The 21,541-nt window shown below is 66.5% G+C and carries 14 protein-coding genes and 2 pseudogenes; 4 read left to right on the forward strand and 12 right to left on the reverse strand.

Annotation, left to right across the window (positions count from 1 at the left end):
- Positions 1-28 precede the first annotated feature (28 nt).
- The 6 genes from IE264_RS26700 to IE264_RS26725 form a co-directional block, all read right to left on the reverse strand.
- The gene (locus tag IE264_RS26700; protein ID WP_015610912.1) at positions 29-451 is read right to left on the reverse strand and encodes a cytidine deaminase; all 423 of its coding nucleotides are present in this window, start codon (positions 449-451) and stop codon (positions 29-31) included.
- Positions 448-1,710 (reverse strand): ABC transporter permease, encoded by a 1,263-nt coding sequence (locus tag IE264_RS26705; RefSeq protein ID WP_015610911.1) that lies wholly within the window; start codon positions 1,708-1,710, stop codon positions 448-450. Before IE264_RS26705 ends, IE264_RS26700 begins: the two co-directional genes overlap by 4 nt.
- On the reverse strand, positions 1,707-2,825 hold the full coding sequence (locus IE264_RS26710; RefSeq protein WP_015610910.1) for an ABC transporter permease: 1,119 nt from the start codon (positions 2,823-2,825) through the stop codon (positions 1,707-1,709). The genes IE264_RS26705 and IE264_RS26710 overlap by 4 nt, the downstream gene beginning before the upstream one ends.
- Positions 2,822-4,405 (reverse strand): ABC transporter ATP-binding protein, encoded by a 1,584-nt coding sequence (locus tag IE264_RS26715; protein WP_078657624.1) that lies wholly within the window; start codon positions 4,403-4,405, stop codon positions 2,822-2,824. Before IE264_RS26715 ends, IE264_RS26710 begins: the two co-directional genes overlap by 4 nt.
- A gap of 361 nt (positions 4,406-4,766) precedes the next feature.
- The gene (locus IE264_RS26720) at positions 4,767-5,813 is read right to left on the reverse strand and encodes a BMP family lipoprotein (protein WP_032759863.1); all 1,047 of its coding nucleotides are present in this window, start codon (positions 5,811-5,813) and stop codon (positions 4,767-4,769) included.
- 174 nt (positions 5,814-5,987) lie between these two features.
- On the reverse strand, positions 5,988-7,223 hold the full coding sequence (locus tag IE264_RS26725; RefSeq protein ID WP_032759864.1) for an amidohydrolase: 1,236 nt from the start codon (positions 7,221-7,223) through the stop codon (positions 5,988-5,990).
- Positions 7,224-7,865: 642 nt separating this feature from the next.
- On the opposite strand from IE264_RS26725, the pseudogene IE264_RS38740 reads away from it, so the two are divergent.
- Positions 7,866-8,546, forward strand: a pseudogene (locus IE264_RS38740) (site-specific integrase); the annotation flags it as partial.
- Positions 8,547-8,711: 165 nt separating this feature from the next.
- Here the strand turns inward: IE264_RS38740 and IE264_RS26730 are convergent.
- The 3 genes from IE264_RS26730 to IE264_RS26740 form a co-directional block, all read right to left on the reverse strand.
- Positions 8,712-9,107, reverse strand: coding sequence for a hypothetical protein (locus tag IE264_RS26730; protein WP_158706580.1), 396 nt, complete (start codon positions 9,105-9,107; stop codon positions 8,712-8,714).
- Positions 9,108-9,638: 531 nt separating this feature from the next.
- A complete protein-coding gene (locus IE264_RS26735; protein ID WP_032759866.1) occupies positions 9,639-10,109 on the reverse strand; it encodes an NUDIX domain-containing protein in 471 nt (156 codons plus the stop codon).
- Between the two features lie 2 nt (positions 10,110-10,111).
- Entirely contained in the window at positions 10,112-10,831 is a 720-nt protein-coding gene (locus IE264_RS26740) for a DUF5919 domain-containing protein (protein ID WP_051822022.1), read from the reverse strand.
- Positions 10,832-11,111: 280 nt separating this feature from the next.
- Between IE264_RS26740 and IE264_RS38115 the strand changes: the two genes are divergently transcribed.
- Complete coding sequence (locus IE264_RS38115; protein ID WP_078657625.1) at positions 11,112-11,354, forward strand: hypothetical protein; 243 nt, start codon at positions 11,112-11,114, stop codon at positions 11,352-11,354.
- On the forward strand, positions 11,342-11,587 hold the full coding sequence (locus tag IE264_RS26745; protein WP_032759868.1) for a DUF7848 domain-containing protein: 246 nt from the start codon (positions 11,342-11,344) through the stop codon (positions 11,585-11,587). The genes IE264_RS38115 and IE264_RS26745 overlap by 13 nt, the downstream gene beginning before the upstream one ends.
- A gap of 557 nt (positions 11,588-12,144) precedes the next feature.
- Here the strand turns inward: IE264_RS26745 and IE264_RS26750 are convergent.
- Positions 12,145-12,864, reverse strand: a complete 720-nt coding sequence (locus IE264_RS26750; RefSeq protein WP_229887772.1) for a GntR family transcriptional regulator — start codon at positions 12,862-12,864, stop codon at positions 12,145-12,147.
- Here IE264_RS26750 and IE264_RS38120 point away from each other — a divergent pair.
- Positions 12,818-14,082 (forward strand): annotated as a pseudogene (locus IE264_RS38120) (tyrosine-type recombinase/integrase); the annotation flags it as partial. The gene IE264_RS26750 and the pseudogene IE264_RS38120 sit on opposite strands and share 47 nt — an antisense overlap.
- Positions 14,083-14,222: 140 nt before the next feature.
- Here IE264_RS38120 and IE264_RS26770 read toward each other — a convergent pair.
- Together IE264_RS26770 and IE264_RS26775 are read right to left on the reverse strand one after the other, a co-directional pair.
- Complete coding sequence (locus IE264_RS26770) at positions 14,223-14,792, reverse strand: hypothetical protein (protein WP_032759872.1); 570 nt, start codon at positions 14,790-14,792, stop codon at positions 14,223-14,225.
- A gap of 2 nt (positions 14,793-14,794) precedes the next feature.
- Positions 14,795-21,478, reverse strand: coding sequence for a polymorphic toxin-type HINT domain-containing protein (locus IE264_RS26775; RefSeq protein ID WP_078657621.1), 6,684 nt, complete (start codon positions 21,476-21,478; stop codon positions 14,795-14,797).
- Positions 21,479-21,541 lie beyond the last annotated feature (63 nt).

Genomic DNA, 21,541 nt, shown 5'->3' on the forward strand with positions numbered 1-21,541 from the left:
GAAGGGAAGGGCCACCAGGGTTGCAGATTCAGCCGAGGTGCTGCGGGCCGAACGACTGCGGCAGCATCTCGTCCAGCGTGCGCCGCCCGTCGGGCGTCTCCAGGAGGAGCTCGGGGCCGCCGAACTCGTACAGGAGCTGCCGGCACCTGCCGCACGGCACCAGGATCGACCCGGTGCCGTCCACACAGGTGAAGTGGGTCAGCCGGCCGCCGCCGGTCGCCTGGAGGGTGGAGACCAGGCCGCACTCGGCGCAGAGCGAGAGGCCGTAACTGGCGTTCTCGACGTTGCAGCCGGTGATCGTGCGGCCGTCGTCCACCCGGGCGGCGACCCCGACCGGGAAGCGCGAGTAGGGGGCGTACGCCCGGGACATGGCGTCCCGGGCCGCGGCCCGCAGGGCCCCCCAGTCGGACTCGCCGAAGGGAACCGCCTGCTCCGGGGCGGGCGAGGTCACTTGCCCTCGCCCTTCCGGTAGGGCACGCCGTCCGCCTTCGGCATCCGCAGCCGTTGCGCGGAGAGCGAGAGGACCAGCAGCGTGGTGACGTACGGGGCCGCGTCGACGAACTGGCTCGGCACCTGGTCGGTCAGGAAGTACCAGGTGAACAGCAGCGCCGAGACGGCCGCCGAGATCACCGCGGAGACGTACTTCTTCTTGTACAGCTGCCAGAACACCGCGATGACCAGCAGGATCGCCAGCAGGAGCAGCATCGCGTGGACGTTCTCCGCACCGCCGCGCAACTTGAGGCTGTCGGTGAAGCCGAAGAGTCCGGCGCCCAGGGCCATGCCGCCCGGCATCCAGTTGCCGAAGATCATGGCGGCGAGGCCGATGTAGCCGCGGCCGCCGGTCTGGCCCTCCTGGTAGATGCCGGTGGCGACGATCGCGAGGAACGCGCCGCCGAGACCCGCGAGACCGCCCGAGATGGTGACGGCGATGTACTTGTACTTGTACACGTTGACGCCGAGCGTCTCGGCGGCCACCGGGGACTCACCGCAGGAGCGCAGCCGCAGCCCGAACGAGGTGCGCCACAGGATCCACCAGGTGGCCGGGATCAGCAGCAGGGCCAGCAGGGTCAGCAGCGAGAGGCCGGTGACCAGGCCGCCGACGATGCCGGCGATGTCGGAGACCAGGAACCAGTGGTGTTGCTGGAGGTCCTGCATCCAGTCCGAGAGCCCCGGAATGGTGATCTTGTCGATCGGATCGATGCGCGGGGACTGCTTGGAGGAGCCGCCCTGCACGCCGTCGAAGGCGAAGTTGGAGAGGTAGCGGGTGACGCCGACGGCGAGGATGTTGATCGCCACACCGGAGACGATGTGGTTCACGCCGAAGGTGACGGTGATGACCGCGTGCAGCAGGCCGCCGATGCAGCCGCCGAGGATGCCGAAGAGGACACCCATCCACGGACCCCACTGGAATCCGGCCCAGGCACCGAACCAGGTGCCGAGGATCATCATGCCTTCGAGGCCGATGTTGACGACGCCCGCGCGCTCGGCCCACAGGCCGCCGAGTCCGGCGAGGCCGATCGGGACGGCGAGCTCCAGCGCGCCGGCGACCTGGCCGACCGAGGTGATGTCGTCGGCGCCGCTGATGAGGCGGACCAGCGAGACGAGGGCGAGACCGCCCGCGATGATGAGCAGGACGACGGGCAGAGTGAGCTTGCGGCGCCCGCCCTTCTTGGGGGCGTGGCGTGCGGCGGTGGCTTTGCTGGTGCTCACAGGGCCGCCTCCTTCTCGGTCTTGATGGCATGGCCGGCGGCGAGCTCCTCGCCGACCTTCTGCTGCTGGCGGCGGACGCCGTAGCGGCGTACCAGCTCGTAGGAGACGACGACCGAGATCACGATCAGGCCCTGCATGATCGTGGCGATCTCCTTCTCGTACCCGTACTGGTCGAGCGAGGCCGACGACTTGTCCAGGAAGGCGATCAGCAGGGCGCTGAAGGCGATGCCGAGCGGGTTGTTGCGGCCCAGCAGCGCGATGGTGATACCGGTGAAGCCGATGCCGGTGGGGAAGTCGAGGCTGTAGGTGTGGGTGTCGCCGAGCAGCGTCGGCAGGCCCGCGAGGCCCGCCACCGCACCGGAGATCAGCATCGAGGTGAGGATCATCTTCTTGGCGTCCACACCGGAGGCCTGGGCGGCGCTCTCGCTGGCGCCGGTGGCGCGCAGGTCGAAGCCGAACCGGGTGCGGTTGAGGACGAACCAGTAGAGCAGGCCGCAGCCTGCGGCGACGAAGGTGAAGCCGTAGATCTCGCCGGCCCCGTCGCCCATCGGCAGCCCCGGGAACCAGCCGGACTCGGCGATCTCACCGGTGGTCAGGTTGTTGGAGCCCGCGGGCTGCTCGCCGAAGTTCTTCGGCAGGATCAGCCAGGCGACCAGGGCGGTGGCGATCGAGTTGAGCATGATCGTGGAGACGACCTCGCTCACCCCGCGGGTGGTCTTGAGGAAGCCCGCGATACCGGCCCAGAAGGCACCGACGAGCATCGCGACGACCACGATCAGCGCGATGTGCAGCGGGCCCGGCAGGGTGACGCTGGCGCCGACCAGCGCGGCCATCATGGCGGCGAGGCGGTACTGCCCGTCGACGCCGATGTTGAAGAGGTTCATCCGGAAGCCGACGGCCACCGCGAGTGCGGCGAGGTAGTACGTGCCGGCCTGGTTGATGATCAGGACCTGTACGTCGGCGTAGCTGGCCGACTCGAACATGATCCGGTACGGCTCGAAGGGGTTGCGGCCGGAGGCCAGCAGCACCACGGTCGTCAGCGCGAGGGCCACGACCAGGGCGAGCACCGGGCCGGCGAGGCCCAGGATCAGCCGGTCCTTGTCGAATTTCTTCATCGGGCCTCGTCCTCCGGGCTTTCGAGGTGACCGGTGGCTGCACCGGTCATGGCCGAGCCCAGCTCCTCGGGGGTGATGGTGGCCGGGTCGGCGTCGGCGACCAGTCGGCCGCGGTACATGACGCGCAGGGTGTCGGAGAGCCCGATGAGCTCGTCCAGGTCCGCCGAGATCAGCAGGACGGCGAGCCCTTCGCGGCGGGCCTCACGGATCTGGTCCCAGATCTGCGCCTGCGCGCCGACGTCCACCCCGCGGGTGGGGTGGGCGGCGATCAGCAGCTTGGGGGCGTGGCTCATCTCGCGGCCGACGATCAGCTTCTGCTGGTTGCCGCCGGAGAGGGAGGCCGCGGTGACCTCGATACCGGGGGTGCGCACGTCGTACTCGCGCACGATCCGCTCGGTGTCGGTGCGGGCCGCCTTGTTGTCCAGCAGCCAGCCGCGGCTGTTGGGCTTCTCGGTGACGTGGCCGAGGATGCGGTTCTCCCAGAGCGGGGCGTCCAGCAGGACGCCGTGGCGGTGCCGGTCCTCGGGGATGTAGCCGATGCCGGCCTCGCGCCGCTTGCGGGTCGGGGAGTGCGAGATGTCGTCGGTGTCGAGGGTGATCACCCCGCCGTCCGGGTCGCGCATCCCGATCAGGGCTTCGATCAGCTCGGTCTGCCCGTTGCCCTCGACGCCGGCGATCCCGAGGACCTCGCCCTTGTGGATGGTGAAGCCGACGCCCGCGAGGACGTCGCGGACGGTGCCGTCGGGGTCGGTGACCGTGAGCGCCAGGTCCTTCACGCGCAGCATGGGCACGTCGGTGACGGTGGACTCACGGGTCTCCGGCGAGGGCAGCTCGCTGCCGACCATCAGCTCGGCGAGCTGCTTGGTCGTGGTGATGGCCGGGTCGGCGGTGCCCACCGTCGTACCGCGGCGGATCACCGTGATGTCGTCGGCGACCGACAGCACCTCGCCCAGCTTGTGCGAGATGAAGATGACGGTCAGGCCCTCGGCCTTGAGCTCGCGCAGGTTGGCGAAGAGGGCGTCGACCTCCTGCGGCACCAGGACCGCGGTCGGCTCGTCCAGGATCAGGATGCGGGCGCCCCGGTAGAGCACCTTGAGGATCTCCACGCGCTGCCGGTCGGCGACGCCGAGGTCCTCGACGAGCGCGTCGGGGCGGATGCCGAGACCGTACGCGTCGGAGATCTCCTTGATCTTCCTGCGGGCGCCGGCACCGATGCCGTACAGCTTCTCGCCGCCGAGGACCACGTTCTCCAGGACGGTGAAGTTGTCGGCGAGCATGAAGTGCTGGTGCACCATGCCGATGCCGCGCTCGATGGCGTCGCCCGGGTTGGAGAACGAGACCTGCTCACCGTTGATGGCGATGGTGCCCTCGTCCGGCTTCTGCATGCCGTAGAGGATCTTCATCAGGGTGGACTTGCCGGCACCGTTCTCGCCGACGAGGGCGTGGACCGTGCCCTTGCCGATCGTGATGTCGATGTCGTGGTTGGCGACGACGCCGGGGAAGCGCTTGGTGATGCCGTGAAGTTCCACGGCGGGGGGGCTGCTGGACGCGTTGATGACGCACTCTCCTTGGCCGGACAGGAGCGGGGGCGGAGGGGCTGAAGGGGGTGAAGTTATCGCGCCGGAGGGCTGTCTACACGCGTAGAGCTGCCGAATCGTAAAACACAGGCGCACGTCACAGTCCGGACGCGGGGTCCGGGACCGGGTGGGAGAGCACTGCGAAAGGCGGATCTTCTTCGTTGCTTGCTGTTCTTGCTGCGGGTGCCGCTTCGGACGCTCGGCCGGCACGGCCGGGATCCGGGCGCCGCCCGCGTACGGGTGAGGGCCCGGCGGCCCTGCCCGCCCTGCCGCGCCGGTGTGCGGCGGGGCGGACGGACAGGGCCTGGGAAACCAGCCGGTGGGCCGACCTCGACCGCCCTTGTCAGGGGGCGGTCATGCCTTGTTACGGGGCGGTCTTGACGGTGATCTTGCCGTCGATGATCTCCTGCTTGGCCTTGTCGACCGCGGCGATGACGTCCTTCATCTCGGTGAAGGCCGGGTTGGACATCGACAGGCCGACGCCGTCCTTGTCCAGGCCGTAGCGAATCTCACCGGTCTGCGGCTTGCCGTCCTGGACCGACTTGATCAGGTTGAAGACCGAGTCCTCGACGTCCTTCGTGACCGAGGTCAGGATGGACTCCTTGTAGTTGGCGAGGCCCGCCTGGTTGTACTGGTCGGAGTCGACGCCGATGTTCCACTTGCCCGCCTTGGAGGCGGCCTCGATGGCACCGGAGCCGGCCAGACCGGCGGCCGAGTAGATCACGTCGGCCTTCTTGTCGAGCTGGCCCTGGGCGGCGGCCTTGCCGAGGTCGGGCTTGGAGAAGCCGTCGAAGTTCGGGGGCTGCGTCAGGTACTGCGGGAGCACGTTCACCGACGGGTCGGTGTCCTTGACGCCCTGGATGTAGCCGGCCTCGAACTTCTTGATCAGCGGGGTCTCGACGCCACCGATGAAGCCGACCGTCTTCGTCTTCGTGACCTTGGCGGCGGCGACGCCGGCGAGGTAGGAGCCCTGCTCCTCGTTGAAGACGATGTTGGCGATGTTCTTGCCGGTCACCGAGGCGTCGTCGATGATCCCGAAGGTGGTCTTCGGGAACTTCGGCGCGACCTTCTTGATGGCGGGCGCGTAGGCGAAGCCGACACCGATCACCGGGTTGTTGCCGGCGCGGGCCAGCTCGGTGAGGCGCTGGACCTTGTCGGCGTCGCTCTCGCCGTCGGACGGCTCGGCCTCGTTGCCGTCGATGTCGAGGTCCTTCTCGGCCTTGGCGAGACCGGCGTAGGCGGCGTCGTTGAACGACTGGTCGCCGCGGCCACCGATGTCGTACGCGATGGCGGCCTTGTCAGCGCCGTCGGAACCTGCGTCCGACGACGTTTTTCCGCCACACGCGGTGGCGGAGAGCGCGAGGGCCGCTGACGCGACGCCCACGGTGGCAATCCTGGTGATCCGGCGCAAGGGAAGGCTCCTTCAAACCTGACCGAAGCGCCTCTTCCGGCGCTGGTTTCGCGGCGATCGTAACGCGCGTAGATGTCAGATAAGAGCACGTACGGAAGCCGTTATCGGATCGTCGCGAACAGGAGGTGTCGCGTCCGTCCATGGATGGCCCGCGAACAGTTGGTAAAGGCGGGCCTAAGACCGTCCGGCCAGCAGGGCAGCGGCGGTGAACAGCTCGACCCCCACGGTGATGGCCTCCTCGTCCACATCGAAGTTGCCGCGGTGCAGGTCCAGACCGCGCGTGTCGCCGGGCGGCCGGACCCCGAGACGGGCCATGGCGCCCGGGACGTGCTCCAGGTACCAGGAGAAGTCCTCGCCGCCGAGGCTCTGCTCGGTGTCCTCGATCGCATACGCCCCGCGGCGCTCGGTCATCGCCGCGTCCAGCAGGCCGATGGACTCGGCGTCGTTCACCACGGGCGGCACGCCCCGTACGTAATTGATCACGGACTTGGCCCGGTGCATTCCGGCCACCTCGTCCACGGCGGCGTGCACCAGGTCGGGCGCGTCCCGCCAGGCCTCCAGGTCGAGGCAGCGGACCGTGCCGGAGAGCTCGGCGTGCTGCGGGACGACGTTGGGGGCGTGGCCGGTGTGGAGGCGGCCCCAGGTGAGGACGAGCCCCGAGCGGGCGTCGACGCGGCGGGAGAGCAGCGCGGGGACGTCCACGGCGACCCGGGCGGCGGCGGTGACCAGGTCGGTGGTCAGGTGCGGGCGGGCGGTGTGGCCGCCGGGCCCGTCGAGGGAGATCTCCAGGCGGTCGCAGGCGGAGGTGATGGCCCCGACGCGCAGCCCGATCTTCCCGGCGTCGACCTTGGGGTCGCAGTGCACGGCGATGATCCGCCCGACGCCCTCCAGCACCCCGGAGGCGATCGCGTCGACCGCACCGCCCGGGAGGACCTCCTCGGCGGGCTGGAAGACGAGCCGCACCGCGTTGGGCAGGAGCCCCTGCCGGTCGAGCGCGGCGAGCACCAGCCCGGCGCCGAGCACGGTGGTGGTGTGGACGTCGTGCCCGCAGGCGTGGGCCCGGTCGGGGACGGTGGACCGGTAGGGGGCGTCCACCTTGGTGTCCGGGATCGGCAGCGCGTCGATGTCGGCGCGCAGCGCCAGCATGGGCGTCACGCCGTCCCACTCCCCCACGTCACAGACGAGCCCTGTCCCGACGTCGAGCACCCGCGGCTTCAGCCCGGCCCTCTCCAGCCGGTCCTTGATGGCGGCGGTGGTGCGGAACTCCTGGTTGCCCAGCTCGGGGTGCATGTGCAGATCCCGGCGGAAGGCGATCAGCTCGGCCCTCAGCTCGTCACCGAGCCTGCCGGGCAGCCCACCTCCCCCCGGCTGGTCGACCAGGTCTTCGGGGCGGGAGGCGCGGGACTTCAACTGGTTCACCTTGTGAAGGGTAGGCCCCTTCGCCCCTCAACTGGCCACAGATCAACAAAACTTCAGCCGCACAGGGGAACAAAAGGCCGGGTGGGAGCGTGTGACGGGCCGTGACAGTGGGTATACCTTGCGGCTTCCTCGCCAACCGGGAAGGCGCCAATGAACCACGTAAGGAGCGCGCAGACCCACGTATGCACTCGCGCCCCTGCGCAGGCTTCGTCCATTGACGTTGCTGTCGACTGCCCCCTGAAGCCGCGCCCTGGCGGGGCTTCAAGTGCACTTCAGAGCGTACCTACGCTGCGACCTTCTATCCCTGTTCGACCCCACAGCGCGCTCGAAGCTGGCCCGCGATATCAGATATGCCCCTTCGACGCCGGTATCGATCTCCACCGCCCATCAGGTGCTGTCACTCCCGGTCAGCGCCATGAGGCAGCCCACAAGATCACCAGTAGAGAACCGCTCCGGGGCAAGCACGTGGCGGTCACCCACCGCCACGAGGAGCAGATCGAAGAACTGTCGCGTACCCATCGCGAACTCCCGAACCCGATCCCACGACATTACGAACCCTGCGGGGAAGCTTCTACCCTTCCGGCTCCGCTGGTGTCCGTGGTTATGCGAGGGAATCCCTGGGTGTTGCCGTTACTACTGCCGTCACTGCCCCTGCCCCACATCCACTCCGTACTCAAGTCTGCCCTAAAGCACGCCGTGCGCAAGGAGGAGATCCCGTGCAACGTGGCCTGCAATGTCCGCTCCGGCACACCACGGCCCCACCGCGGAAGCGCGCGCGTTCCTGGCCGCCGCCAGCGGTCACCGGTGGCAGCGATTGTTCGAACTCGCTCTGCACACTGGGCTCTGCAAGGCCGAACTTCTCGATCTTCGCTGGGAGGACCTCGACCTGGCCAGTGGAATCGCCAGCATCCGACGCACCCTTCACGCACCAACTCCGGCGGCCTGGCCACCTTCCCGACCAAGACTCCAGAGTTCCGAACGACGCATCTTCCTGCCCACGCCATGCCTGCGCTCCCTCGAACATCACCGCAACCGGCAGCGCCAGGCAAGGCTCCGCCGCATCCGCGTCCACACCCTCCGCCACGCTGGTCCTGAAACAGGGGCGTCGAGCCCGTCGTAATCGAGGAACTCCTCGGACACGCTCGCATCGGCGTCACCGCCCCCGTTCATGCCCGCACAAGGCTCCGTTTCCAGCAAGACGCCATGACCTGCTCGACCACACCCTCCGCGGCTCCGCCGGCCAACCCGGAGACCGTTACGACCCACCGCGCTGCGCAGCCACCGTCCCCTGATACTGCCGTCAGACATCGCTGAAGCCCCATCAGTCGCAACTGACAGGGCTTCAGATTTATGCCTGGAAATTCATGTGGCTTGGATGGAAATTCCGCTTTCGATAGAACCACGCTACCGAATCACTCAGAAATAACGCCTGCCTGCCCCAGAAATCTGGCTGCGAGTCCTTCCATCGCAATCAGCGAATCACAAAATGGAGGAACTATTGACACTCGACCAGTAGCCGCGAACCGCCTCGATGATCGGATCATACTCGACGGATGCCACAACGGATACCAGAGTAGGTCCCATCAATGAACCATCCTCGTCACCTCGCGCCACCACAACCACGTCCCCCTTGTATACGTATCCGTGGATCAACCAGTCGTCCAGCGACTCGGCGATAGACAGGGTTGTGCGGTCATGGAGCTCCTCCTCAGCCAGCAACGCCGAAAGTACGGCATCTCTGTTCGAGAACAAGAGACCAAGCCGATCGTCTTCCAGATGCGCCAGGCCTCTCAGCCTGGCCATGGCTGTGCCCAGAATGCACGGTTCGGCGTCACCGATCAATTGACTGTCGATGATGAGCTGGAACCGGAACATTCCGCGCCCCTCCGAAGGGGCGACAAGAAATCCGAATCGACCGTCATCGGTCAAGAACCTCATATCTAGCCTCTCTTGACCTGAATAGGAACACGACTCATCGGAATCGGAACCGGAGTACCCGACTTCGTCACACCGCCAGTACTGCCACTCCAGTGCCACTTACCGTTGCCGTCATCGAAGTAGCGGTAGTACTCGGCACTCTTGCCGGAACCGACCTTGGTCCATCTGGTGCCGTCGACGAGGACACTATTCCCGAATTGTTCCCCAGCGTCACCCGGCAGTACCGCCCTCTTCGGAACATATGGGTTTGGACCACCCGTCGGATCATGGTGCCCCGGGTTCTCATAATTGGAGCATGTGCTGTTATGAACGAGTACCGGCGTAGCGCCAGCCAGCACATAGTACGTGTGCTACGCGAAGCCTTTGACCTGCCTTTTCGCAGGTCAAGTGCGGTCTGCTGGTCCGGTGAGGTGCGTGGGTGTCCGTGGTTGTGCGGGGTTGTTGCCGTCGCTACTGCCGTCAGATGGTTCAGCCCAGGTACGGCTTCTCGCGCTGTTCCCGGAAGTGTTGGAGCCTGAGTCGTTGGGTGTGGTGCATCGGCAACTGCTCGATCTCTTCAGGCAGTACGAACCGGAGTTCGGTGGACTCGTCGGAGATTGCCAGTTGGCCGCCGGTGATGCGGGCGGTGAAGCAGACGTTGAACTGTCGCCGGACCTCGCCGTCGGTGTAGGCGATGATGTGTTTCGGGTCGGTGTAGGTGCCGACCAGGCCAGTGATCTCGACGTCGAGGCCGGTCTCCTCTTTGACCTCGCGGACGGCTGTGCCTGGCAGGGAGTCGGTGAGGTCCATTCCGCCTCCGGGCAGGGCCCATAGGTCGTTGTCGCGGCGGCGCTGGAGGAGGATGCGCCCGTGGTCGTCGGTGACGACGGCGGAGGCAGCGACGACCATGCTGTTCGGCTTGGGCGCGTTGGGGTCGTCGTAGTACTCGGTGCGTGCCACGGTCAGTCTTCCTCTCGTACGGGGGTTGCGGTCGCCCACACGGCGTCGAAGCTGTCGGCGTAGGTGTCGAACATGCCGCTCTCCTGGTGTCGGCGAAGGTGCCACACGGGGGCGGCGTACGCGTTGACGCCCCAGACGTGTGCGTTGACGAGTTGCTGGTCGTCGGCGCGGTAGAGGGAGTTGTAGAGCGTGGTTTCGTGGGTGCGGACTTCGATGCCGGGGGTGTCGGCGAGCGGCTTGTAGTGCATGAGCGCGAGGCGGCAGCGGGATTCGATGCCGTGTCCGAACCGCTCTTCCTGGCCGCGGGCTTGGACGTTGTCGCTGTCGGGGTCCCCGATCGCGATGCGGACGGTGCAGCCTTCGGCGGCGCGTTCGGTGAGGAGTTCGTTCAGCCGCGGGTAGGCCTCGTGGAGGAAGACTGCCGCGTAGACGAGGATGTCGATCCGTTCCCGGGCCTGGGCCATCAGGTCGGTGAACGCCGAGACGGGGATGTCGGCCCGCTGTTCGTAGAGCGCCACCAGTTCGGGGCTGATGGCGCGGGCGGGGCGGGCCTGGCGGAGCGCCGGCCAGAGTGCGTGCACGTCTTCTCCCAGGGCCTTGGCCGCCTGGAGGGCGGTGGCACGACGTGGGATACGCCCGAGGTTCACCCAGCGCTCGACCGACTTGGGGTCGACCTCGACCTGCTGAGCGAGTGCGGCATACGTCCAGCCTCCCGCCGCCATGACGGCTCGTAGTCTCTCGTTCGGCACGAGTCTCCCCTTCGTCCCAGGACGGCACTAGGGACGTTCTACACGGTGCGGGACGTCCCGTAATGGGGTTTGGTGGAGGTTCCTTCGTCCTGGTGACCGGCGTGAGGATCGGTGCCGACCTTGCGGCACCAACAGGCCCAGGGCACGCATCAACGCCGCCGAGGAGCGTCACCGTGCGAATGAGCGCCACCCCGTGTGTTCCCGCCCTGCGACTGGACGCCCGGTCGCGGGCCGCCTCGCCGGGGCGGTCACGATGACGGCCCCCACCCCTGATGCCGACGGGCACACCGTCTCGCCCGATGCCGGCGCCGTGGTGGTCGACCGGCGGAGCGGCAAGGTGGGCGTGGTGATGGGGCGTGTAGGGCCGTGCGTGCAGCTTCGGCCGCCGTGCGGTGGCCGGGAGTGGGACGTGCCGCCAGAGGACGTACGTACGCCGACTCCGGCGGAGGAGTTGAGCGCGAAGGTGGCCGTGGCCAACCGGAGGTGGGGACGGTGACCCCTCGCTCGGTCCTGCGCTACGAGACCTGGACGCTCCAGCCCGACCGCGAGCCGGACGCGGAGCCGGTCCATTACGCGATGCAGTGCGCCGTGGACGGAGAGACCTCGCCGACAAGCGAGGACTTCGCCGAACCGCAGGACTGGGTACTCCGGCACTGCGGCCAGAACCCGTCCCACCACACCTACCGGGAGATCATCACCCGCCCCTGGCGGACCTGGCGCCAGACGTGACCCGCCTCGCTCGCCCAGGCGCCGCACTGCGCTGACCCACCCGACTCCCGTCCCTGCCGGGCGCAGCCGATCGAGGCTCCCCCGCACTCGTCAGCCCCGGCAGGGACGGGCCTCACGTACGTGCCGTGCCCATGGCTGTGGGGGTTCTGGCCTCTGCCACAGAAAGTCAGCCACGACGACGGGCTCGCCGACCGACCACCCGCCACGTGTGTCTCGCTCAACCCCGCACCGGCATCAGCCCCGTTATCTCCATCGTCACGGCCCCCAGCCAGGCAGCAAGCATGGGCGTCCGGGACGGCGCGAGCCCGCCGGGCGGCCTCTCAGGTGCCCGGCCAGCCTGCTGCTGAGGGGTCGGACCGGGGCTTCCGATTGGTGGTCCGGCTACGCTCCCGGGCTCTGCGCGCCGAGTGGTCGGCGGCCGTCGCCAGCGGTGCGGCAGACAGGAGCGGGCGGCGGTCGCCGACCGCCGGCGCGGCGGCCCGCGTCAGCGGGGCGCCCTTGATCAAGTAAAGAAACTCTGAACAGCTCGCCTGCTGGTCAGGCTGTCCGGACGATGGTCAGGGTCGCTGCTGTCGGCGCTTCTTCGATTCGGCCAGTGCGGTATTCAGCTTCTCGCTCGGCGATACGCCCGGTTCGGCGTCGTCGTGGAGGGGTGGCAGGAACAGGCCGCGTCGGCTCTTCTCTCGCTTGACCTTGCGGCGCTCGCTGAAGAGTCGTTGATGCTCTTCGCGGACCACGTCCCATCGCCGGTCTAGCTCCGCTTCCCGCGCCAGCAGCTCCTCGTCGCTGAGGTCGGCGAACTCGGTGGCGGCAGCACGCGCCTCCCGGTCGATCTCATCGCGCAGCAGGTAGTTCGTGATGGGCCCGTGGTACTTGCCCGGCTCAGGCTCCTGGCGCACGAAGACGCCACGCCCCTTGACCGCGTACACGAGCCCCGCTTGCTTGAGGCTTCGATAGGCGTTCTGGGCGGTGGAGTTGGCGACTTTGAACCGCTCTTGGACCTCCCGGGCGGGAGGGAGCTGGGAGCCCGGAGGGTAGGTGCCATCCAGGATTTCCCGGCGGAGGATGTCGGCGACCTGGGCGTACGGCGGTCGGGCGTCTTCGTTGCGGATGACGTCGACCGGCCAGTCCGGCCCTTCGGTGACAGAGTCCTCGTGATCGCCATTGGCTCCTTCGGCATTCTGGCCGGCGGAGGTGCTGACGTAGCTGCCCCGGCCGAGCTGGGAGTAGACCAGCCCTCGCCCCACCTCATCCCGCCGCACCCGCTCCCGCGCCAACAGCGACGGAACCGTCTACCAGCGCAAGGACAGCCGCTGGGAAGCCGCCGGATACATCCTCGCCCCCGGCAACACCCGCAAGCGCATCCGCGTCTACGGCACCACCCGCAAGGAGGCCCTGGCCAAGCTCACCGAGAAGATCGCCGCCAGCAACCTCGGCCTGCCCGTCGCGGCAGCCGACATCACCGTCAGCGCGTACCTGAAGTACTGGCTGAACGGCGTCGCCGTCCACCAGGTGCGGGAGAACACCCACACCCGCTACGCCGCCTGCGTCCGCCTCCATCTCAACCCCGGCCTCGGGGCCAAGAAGCTCGCCCGGCTCACCGCCCGCGACGTCCTCACCTTCCTCGACCGCCTCCGCGCCAACTGCCAGTGCTGCGCCCAGGGAAGGGACACGGCCCGGCATCAGTGCTGCGCCATCGGCCAGTGCTGCGATAAGCAGCTCTCCCCGCTGACCGTGACCTACGTCCACTCGGTCCTCAAGTCCGCCCTAGAGCACGCCGTCCGCGAAGACGACCTGCCCCGCAACATCAAGACCCCCGCACCCCGCCCCCGGCGCTTCAAACCCTTCACCGCAAGCGAGGCCCGGCAGTTCCTCCACGCAGCCAGTAGCGACCGGCTCCACGCACTGTACGAACTCGCCCTGCGCACCGGGCTCCGCAAGGGCGAACTCCTCGGGCTGCACTGGGAAGACCTCGACCTCGACAGTGGCACCGCCAGCATCCACCGCTCCCTCCAGCGCACTCCTACCGGTGGCCTGACCATCCTTCACACCAAGACCCGCGCCTCCGAACGCCGCATCGCCCTCCCCACCGAATGCATCAACTCCCTCAAGGCCCACCAGGAACCGCAGTTGGAAGAACGCGGGGCAGCCGGAACAGGCTGGACAGACAATGGGCTCGTCTTACCACCCCCACCGGTAGACCTCTCGATCCCACCAACCTCACCCGCCGCTTCCGCCGTCTCCTCCACCGCGCGCAGCTCCGGACCATCCGCTTCCACGACCTTCGACACTCGACCGCGACCCTGCTCCTGGAACAGGGCATCGACCTCGTCGTCATCAAGGAACTCCTCGGCCACGCCCACATCGGCGTCACCGCCGGCGTCTACGCCCACGTACGACTCCGCCTCCAGCGCCAGGCCATCGACACTCTCGGTAGCACCCTCAGCCCGACCGATGACTCGGATGACCCGCCCACCGCAGCCGTCGTCCGCTGACGTTGCCGTCACAAGACGTCAGGCCCCGCCGGAGATCATTCCGGCGGGGCCTGTTTGATCTATTTTCCCGAGCAATGTAAACGCCCGGGCATTAGGCGTCCCACATCAGGCGCTTACCGAACCCCTTGATTCGGTTCAGCCTATCCGCGTGAAGAAGTATCACTCGCTGGGATCGTATAGGAAGCCGCGAGACTCTCGTCAAAAAACACGATCAGCTCGTCAGGCATATACGTGAATCCCTCTCCCTCAGCCGCACCTAGAGCAATAACTAGGCTTGACTTATTGGAGAATCCAAGGCGATACGCCCACGGCATTTCAGAACACCCGTCGTTGGGAACGTGCCAGGCAGGACTGATTTCCACAATATCGACCCCAAGGAACCTCTCCCAATCGACATGGTCGCTCACGTCGATAGTGTCCCCAGGCAAGTCGGCGTCCGACTCTCCAGGTTCCCTAAGCTCGATTGCCATCCCTTCGTTGAGGCCATCCATCGCCCAGGACAGGGACAGTGCAGCCCCGGTGCTCATGACCAGGTCAACGGCCATGTCGACTTCATGAGCACGATCCTCCCTGTGCCCTTCGGGCCAGGTTTCCCCCTGCGGAACTACGTAGCGGACCGCACTCACAGACACCCCCGCGATCACACCCCGAAGGTCGGCGAGACTGGCGTCGCCGCACGCCTTTGCATCCCACGGCTCGATTACCAACATGCCTAGTACCGCCCGAAGTATTGGAACTGTCCATTTGCGTCGAAGGTCGCACCGATCCCGCGCCCACCAGCAGAGTCCGGCATGATATACCGCGTTCCGCCTGCGAAGTTGCCGGAATTGACAGCGGACGTAGCTGTTTGCGGATTTGTCAGAATGTCGTCCAACAAATCCTGCCCGGCAGTCTTCAACTCCTTGCCGGGAACCACAGGGAGATCACCGCGGTTCATATGCTTCTGGTATTCACGCCCTGCATGAGTCGTCTTCCCCTTGGCTGGACGCATTCCACTCTGCGAAAGCGCATCCAGATCGGGGCAGCCTCCGGAGTTATGCACGAGCACGGGAGTCACACCCGCCAGCACATAGTACGTGTGGAGGTTACTGATGGTCAGGTTGTAGACCGCTGCGTCCTGGGTCCACCTATCAATAGCGGCGATCTGGGTGCGCCCACCCGCGCTGGTCTGAAGACGCTGGCCGGGGATCAGGTCCTTGGCATCAACCCACTCTCCCGCCTCGGGCACCCAGAAGGGGTGCCCATCTGTGGCTGTGATGGCAGTGGGCTTACTATCCGAATCCGGCGATGCAGCAAGGGTGATGTACACAAGATCCTTGCTCCCATCGCCCCTTATTTCTGCAGTGACCGTCTCAGCACGTGATTTCCCAGTCTCGGGGTCGGTGGCCAGGACCTTGTCTCCAGCCTCTACCTCCTCAATGGGCATAGCAGTGCCGTCGGCCATCAGCACCTGGGTACCCGGGGGGAAGCTGTTACCGGTGTCACATTTTCCGCTTCCGCGCCCCGCCTTGGCGCGACCTCTGCCTGACAGACGAATGCGACCGTTGCCTTCCAAGCCGACTTCCTGAAGGACGCTCATCAGGTGCGAACCGTAGAGGTCGTCCTCGCATGAACCGACTTCCTGGCACGCCCCCCAGAAAGCGGATACCTTGATGCTGGATTCGTCGTCACGAGTACCGGGCTGATAGTGGAAAGTGTTCAGGATCCTGTCATAGGCAAGAAGGAACTCACGCCGCTTAACTTCTGGGACGGGCAGTCTCCCGCCCTGAGGACTCAGATATTTCTGTTCATTCACTCCCGGCTGTGGATTGGGATTAGCTTTCCGATACGGGTCTGTCGTAGGCATGAACTTCTGGCCGGGCTTCTTGACCGTGACCGTTCCGTTCCGGCGGTCGTAGGCGTCCTCATCCTGGGCACTGCCGCCCGTAGCCATGGGCCGCAGACCGTCGGGGTCCCATTTTGTGATGGGGTCGTTGTTGGCGTACGTGTACCCGTTCATCTGCTGCGGGTCGGTGAGATCGAAGAGCGGATCAACAGAAATGAAGCGGCCGAGGTCCGGGTCGTACTCCCGTGCGCCGAGGTGAGTGAGCCCGCTGTCCTTGTCCATCGTTCCGCCGACGAACCCCTTGTCGCCCGACCACGTCGAGGGCGCGATGCCGCGAGGTGCGCCGAAGATCGTGGTCTTGCGGCGGGTGACGGTCTGCGACGCGTCGGCGGAGACCTGCGTGGTGGTCGTTCGGTGGTGGTCGCCGACCAGGAAGGTCAGCTTGCCGCCCGTTCGCATGGCGACCGTCTCGCCACCGGCCGCGTAGTAGCGCGTACCTGAGACCTTGCCGGCCTTGTCCAGGTGCAGTTCGTTGCCGAAGGGAAGGTAGAGCGTGGTTCCGGTGGAGTCGCGCCGCACGATGCGGTCGCCTCCGGAGCCGTAGAGATAGCTGGAGGTCTGGGTGGCTTGCGTGACCGACTGCAGATGGCCTTCCGCATCCCACTTGAGAGCCTGCGGAGCGGCGTTGCCGATCTTGCGGGTCTCCATATTGCCGGCGTCGTCGTAGGTGTACGTCTCCGTCCGGGCCTGGGCACCCGTCTGCGAGACGCCCGGCAGATTGTGCGTTCCCGCTTTCGGCGTGGCGTACGTCCGCACGATGTCCGAGGCAGGCCCTGCGGCGGCAGTGTGCTGTGTTTCCGTCTTGCGGTTGCCCACGACGTCGTAGGTGTATGTCGTCCAGTACGGATCCGGGCCGCCGATCACCGCAGGAACAGGGGCGGTTGCCGCGCAGTTGTCGGTGGCGGTCCACGCTTCGGTGACCTGCCGCAGGGCATCGCGAGCGAAGCACTGCGTGTCGTCGACAGCGGTGGCGTCCTGCCCGGTGGTCGTACCGATCCGGGTGACGTTGCCCGCGGGATCGTAGGAGTAGCGGACATCATCGATCCGCCCGGGAGCGGCCTCGCGATCCGCCAGTGCCCGGGTCAGGTCGCCCGTGTGCTCGTCGTACTCGCTGGTCAGCCACAGATGCCGGCCGAAGGCTCCGAGCTCCTTCTTCGCGGGGCGGCCGTAGTGGTCGTATGTCACGGAGGACAGCAACGTGTCTCCGCCGGCGGAGACCACCATCGGGAGGCCGGAGGCGTGCCCGTAGGCGTTGATGACATCCTCAGCGGGAAGACCCCCCATCGCGGGGTGGGAGCTCTCCATCAGGTGCCCCGTGTTGGGGTTGTAGATGTCCGTCCACTCGTACGTGCCGGCCAGCGCTCCCTCGGCTGCCGGGATCGTTACGCGGCTGATGGTGGGCTTGTAGAAGGCGTTGTATCCGACCACGGTGCTCATGTACCGGGCGGAGCCCTCGTACCGGCTCGTGCTGTAGAGCTGTCCCAGCCCCTTGGATGCCTTGTCGTACTCCCAGTCCGCCCGCTTGGTGGTGCCCTGCAGCAGCTCGGTCGGACGGCCCAGTTCGTCGTACTTCGTCGTCAAGGTGACCTTGCGCCCGTCCGTCACCGTTACGGGACGCCCACCCTGGTCGTAAGCCGTGTCGGAGATGCCCTTGTCCGGGTCCTCCATGTGGTTCTGCCGGCCTGCGGCGTCGTAGCCGTACTTCCACACCGCCCCTGAAGGGTCGGTCAGTTGAGTCAGCTGTCCGAGTTTGTTGTACATGTAGGCCGTCGACTGCGACTTCGTCCTCGCCGCGTCCGTGTACTGCTTGAGGTCGGTTGTCCGGCCCAGCGCATCGGTCACCGTCGTGACCGCCGTCCCACCGCGGGGAGGGACGATCGTGGTGGTATCACCCGTATAACTCGTAACCGTCCGCTTCGTCTCGTCGCCGAACTTGCGGGAGACCACCGCTACCTGGCGGCCCACACCGTCGAACAGGGTCTCCGTCGCGGAGGGGTACTTCAGCTCCTGTCCTGTCACGGGGACGGGCTCAGCCGCTCCATCGGTGTAGTACGCACCCGATTCGTGCCATGCCTGGCCTCGGCTGTTGTAGCGGCTCTCGGTGACCAGGCGCCCCTTGTCGTCCGGGGAAGGCGCCTGGGTCCCCGTCTGTCTCATCAACCCGTCGTAGAACGTGTAGGACGTCTGGTACCCGTCGACATGGTTGAGGGTCTTCGTCGTGACGACGGTCGGACCGTTCCTGCTGGTCTGGTACGCGAAGGACTGAGTGGGCGAGTCAGGAAAGGCCGTCGCCGAGCGGGACGGCATCCAGACCTGTGCAGTGCGGCCGAGCGCGTCGTACGTTGCCACGGTGACCCGGCCGTTGGCATCGGTCACCTTCTTCGACAGCCCGCGCAAAGGGTCAACATCGGTGGTCACCTGATGGCCGAGAGGGTTGGTGACCACAGTCTTGGTCGGTACCTCGCCCACCGTCGGCGTGTAGACGGTCCTGGTGGTCTTCCCGTAGGCGTCGCTCACCGACAGCGCACGGCCATAGATGTCGAAATCGGCCACCGGAGTCGTCGACACGGTGTCGTATCCCGTACCGGCACCATTGATCGTTTCGACCTTGGTCACATTGGCTTTGGTCGGCGCCTGAAGCAGTGTCGTCGCACCGTCGTAGTACACGCGCTCGTCGCTGATCACATCGCCCGGCCCGGCCGACTGGCCGCAGAGCGCCGCAACCGCCTTCTTCTGGGAGACGGTGGAGACGAGACGGGCCGGGATGTTGGCGACATAGGTGATCGTCGAGCACTTCTCGTCACCGGTCTTCGCAGCGTCGCCCGTGTCGGATTCGGAGGTGATCTGGCCGAAGGCGTCGAACGTGCGGGTGAGAGAGGTTCTGCGGTCCCCGGTCGACGTCCCGGTCCGTGTCTCCTCTTTCAGCGTTCCGGTGAAGTACGCCTCGAGATCAGGCAGCCCCGCCCGTGCCCTGGTCGCCGTCAGCTCGGAACGCCACGGTGTGTACGACACGGCGGAGACAAACTTCGAGACGTCGCCGTTGTATGTCGCGCTCTCACGCACGAACCCGGCGAACTGCTCGCGGTCGGTGACCGCGACGCCGACGGAGTCCTTGACCGATGCTCCGTCGATACCGCGGAAGTACCGCACCTCGGCGAACGTCGGTGGTTCCTCGATCCCACCGACCCGGGTCTGCACTCTGCCGTAGCCACGGGCCACCGAGTAGGTCCGGTCGTCCTTCTTCACGAACTCGTCGGTGGTCTTGGTCCAGGCCGCGCCGTCCAGGTACGTGTACTTGGTGGTCGTGTCGGGCGTCTTCGCGAGGTTGTCGCCCTCTAGCACTTCAGTGACAACATAGGAGTTGAACCAGTCGGTCTTGGCGGTCTCGCCTTCGAAGGCCCACTTCACCGGATAGCAGCGCGTCTTGTTGGACGCGTCGGCGGCGGGAAGAGTGCCGGCGGTGCAGTCAGGGGCCGAGTAGAGCGCGCCGATGGTGCCACCCATCTCGTTGGTGACCTGGTACATCCGCAGGCGGATGAACGGGGCCAGTCCATCCCCGGTCCTGTCGACCCGGTTCGCCATCTGCACGCCCGCGAAAGTGACCGGGGGAAGCTCGGTGCTGCCACCGGTCCTGCCGGTGCGCTGGATGGACTCAAGCCACATCGGAGTCGATATTCCGTCCCCGGAGGCCGGGAAGCCCTGCTCCAAGGTCCAGGAGTCCACTTCCTTGTGGACCCCGCCCGTCAGCACCTTCGTGGTGATGGTCGAAAGCCTCTTACGTGACCAGAAGGTCGGCGAGTGCTGGTCCTTGCACTCCGTCGCGCCTTCCTTGCAGTAGAGGTCGTACGGCACGTCGGGCCAGTTCTGCGCGTGAGCGGTGTCGAACGTCCCGCACGTGGTCAGGCACCGCTCCTTGACGCCGAAGTCGATGCGCCCCATGGCCTTGCCGGTGTACGCCGAACCGTCGCGGAGTCCGTAGTCGATGTGATCGAGGTAACTACCTCGGTCGTAAGGGGTGACGGTCGCCTTTCCAGTGGTTGCGGAGACGTTACGCCCGTAGTTGTTCGTCTCGTTCTTCCAGTAGTAGGACATGGCATTGCCGTGCACATCGACGACGTAGTCGAGCTGCCAGCGCCACGCCTGCTGGCACCAGGCGGCCGTGAACGAAGCGTTGTAGCAGGGTTCTCCGGACTGATTGCCGAAGACGGGTACGGTGAGGGCCGAGTTGGTCGCCGGGTCGTCGGCGGCCGTTCCGTTGTCGCTCCACCCCGGAAGTCTGTTCAGTCCGAAGAAGTACTGCGTGCCGTCCGTCGTGGTGATCTTCCAGTGTTCACCGACGCCATCGACACCGGCAGTTCCCTTGTCACCATTAGCCGCTCCGGTGAGCTTTTCGATCTTCTCTCCGGCGTCCTGAGCCGCGTGCCAGCCGCTCTTGCTGTCTCGCACCAGTTCGGTCGTTCTGCCGCCCAGCGACAACGTGGCGTTGTCGTTGTACCAGCACTGATCCCCGACCTTCGTGGAGTTGGTCCCGCCTTCCTTGTCGTCCTCACAGACCTTGTACCGCCGCTCGATGTAACCCGGCTCCCAGGACCAACCGTCACCGATCCAGCTGGGCTGGTTGTTCGATGCGGCTGTCCGGCCGTCGACACTCTGGGATGAGTACTGGAGCGAAACGGTGGGTTCGAGTCCGCCCGGAACGGAGGGAACTTCAATGGGATGCGACCAGTTGAAGGAACCGGTGGATCCACCACCACTCCACGATCCCGAGGACTGAAGCGATGTCGCCGTGAACGATCCGGACGACCCCGACTCGGCGGCGGTGGCCGCGAGTACGGTCCGCGATCCGACGGCGGCCACCGTCGATGCCGAAACGGTCTGCTTCTCGGTGTCGTTGACGCTCTTGAGGGGTTTGCTGGTTCTGCACTCGGCCTTCTGCGGGGTGGTCAGCGCGCAGGCAGGCATCTCGACCATGCGGAGCCGCGCCGCCCAGTCACCGCCGTACGCGCCGCTGAACGTGGAGTAGTCCACCTCCACCCGCACGGAGCGGTCGTTGACCGCTCCATCCGTCCGTTCGACGGCCAACAGCAGGCCGTCGACGCCGGCCTTGTCAGCAGCTTTCCGGTCGACGACGGACACCCGCGCCGTAGTGGGCCGAGCATCACTCGTGGCTGCCGATCTGGTCCGTTGCCCGACCGCCTCCGAGAGACCGACCGACAGTACGCGGCCGGCCTTGAGCAGTGCGGTGGAGCCGTCGAGCTCCACCTCGGTGCTGGCCGCGACCGGCCACGTGACCTGGGGCGACCGCCACGGGTGGCTCTTCGCATCATCCTTCAGCTTCGCGCCACCGAACTTCACCGGCTCGACCGGCACGGCTGCAGGCTGTTCGATGTCGGCCGAGGACGCCTGGGCCAAGAGGTCCGAGTCGGCTGCGAAAGTAGCCGCTGGAACGACGCCCAGCAAAAGTGCAACAGACAATGGCACAGCCAACCAGGACCTTCTGAACCTACCCATTCCTCACCCCTTGCAGACCCCGTAAACAACCGTCGGAAAGTAGCAGGATCTCCACAGGAAAGT

Origin of the sequence: Streptomyces microflavus, from assembly GCF_014650075.1 — a bacterium.
GTDB classification, from domain to species: Bacteria; Actinomycetota; Actinomycetes; order Streptomycetales; family Streptomycetaceae; genus Streptomyces; species Streptomyces microflavus.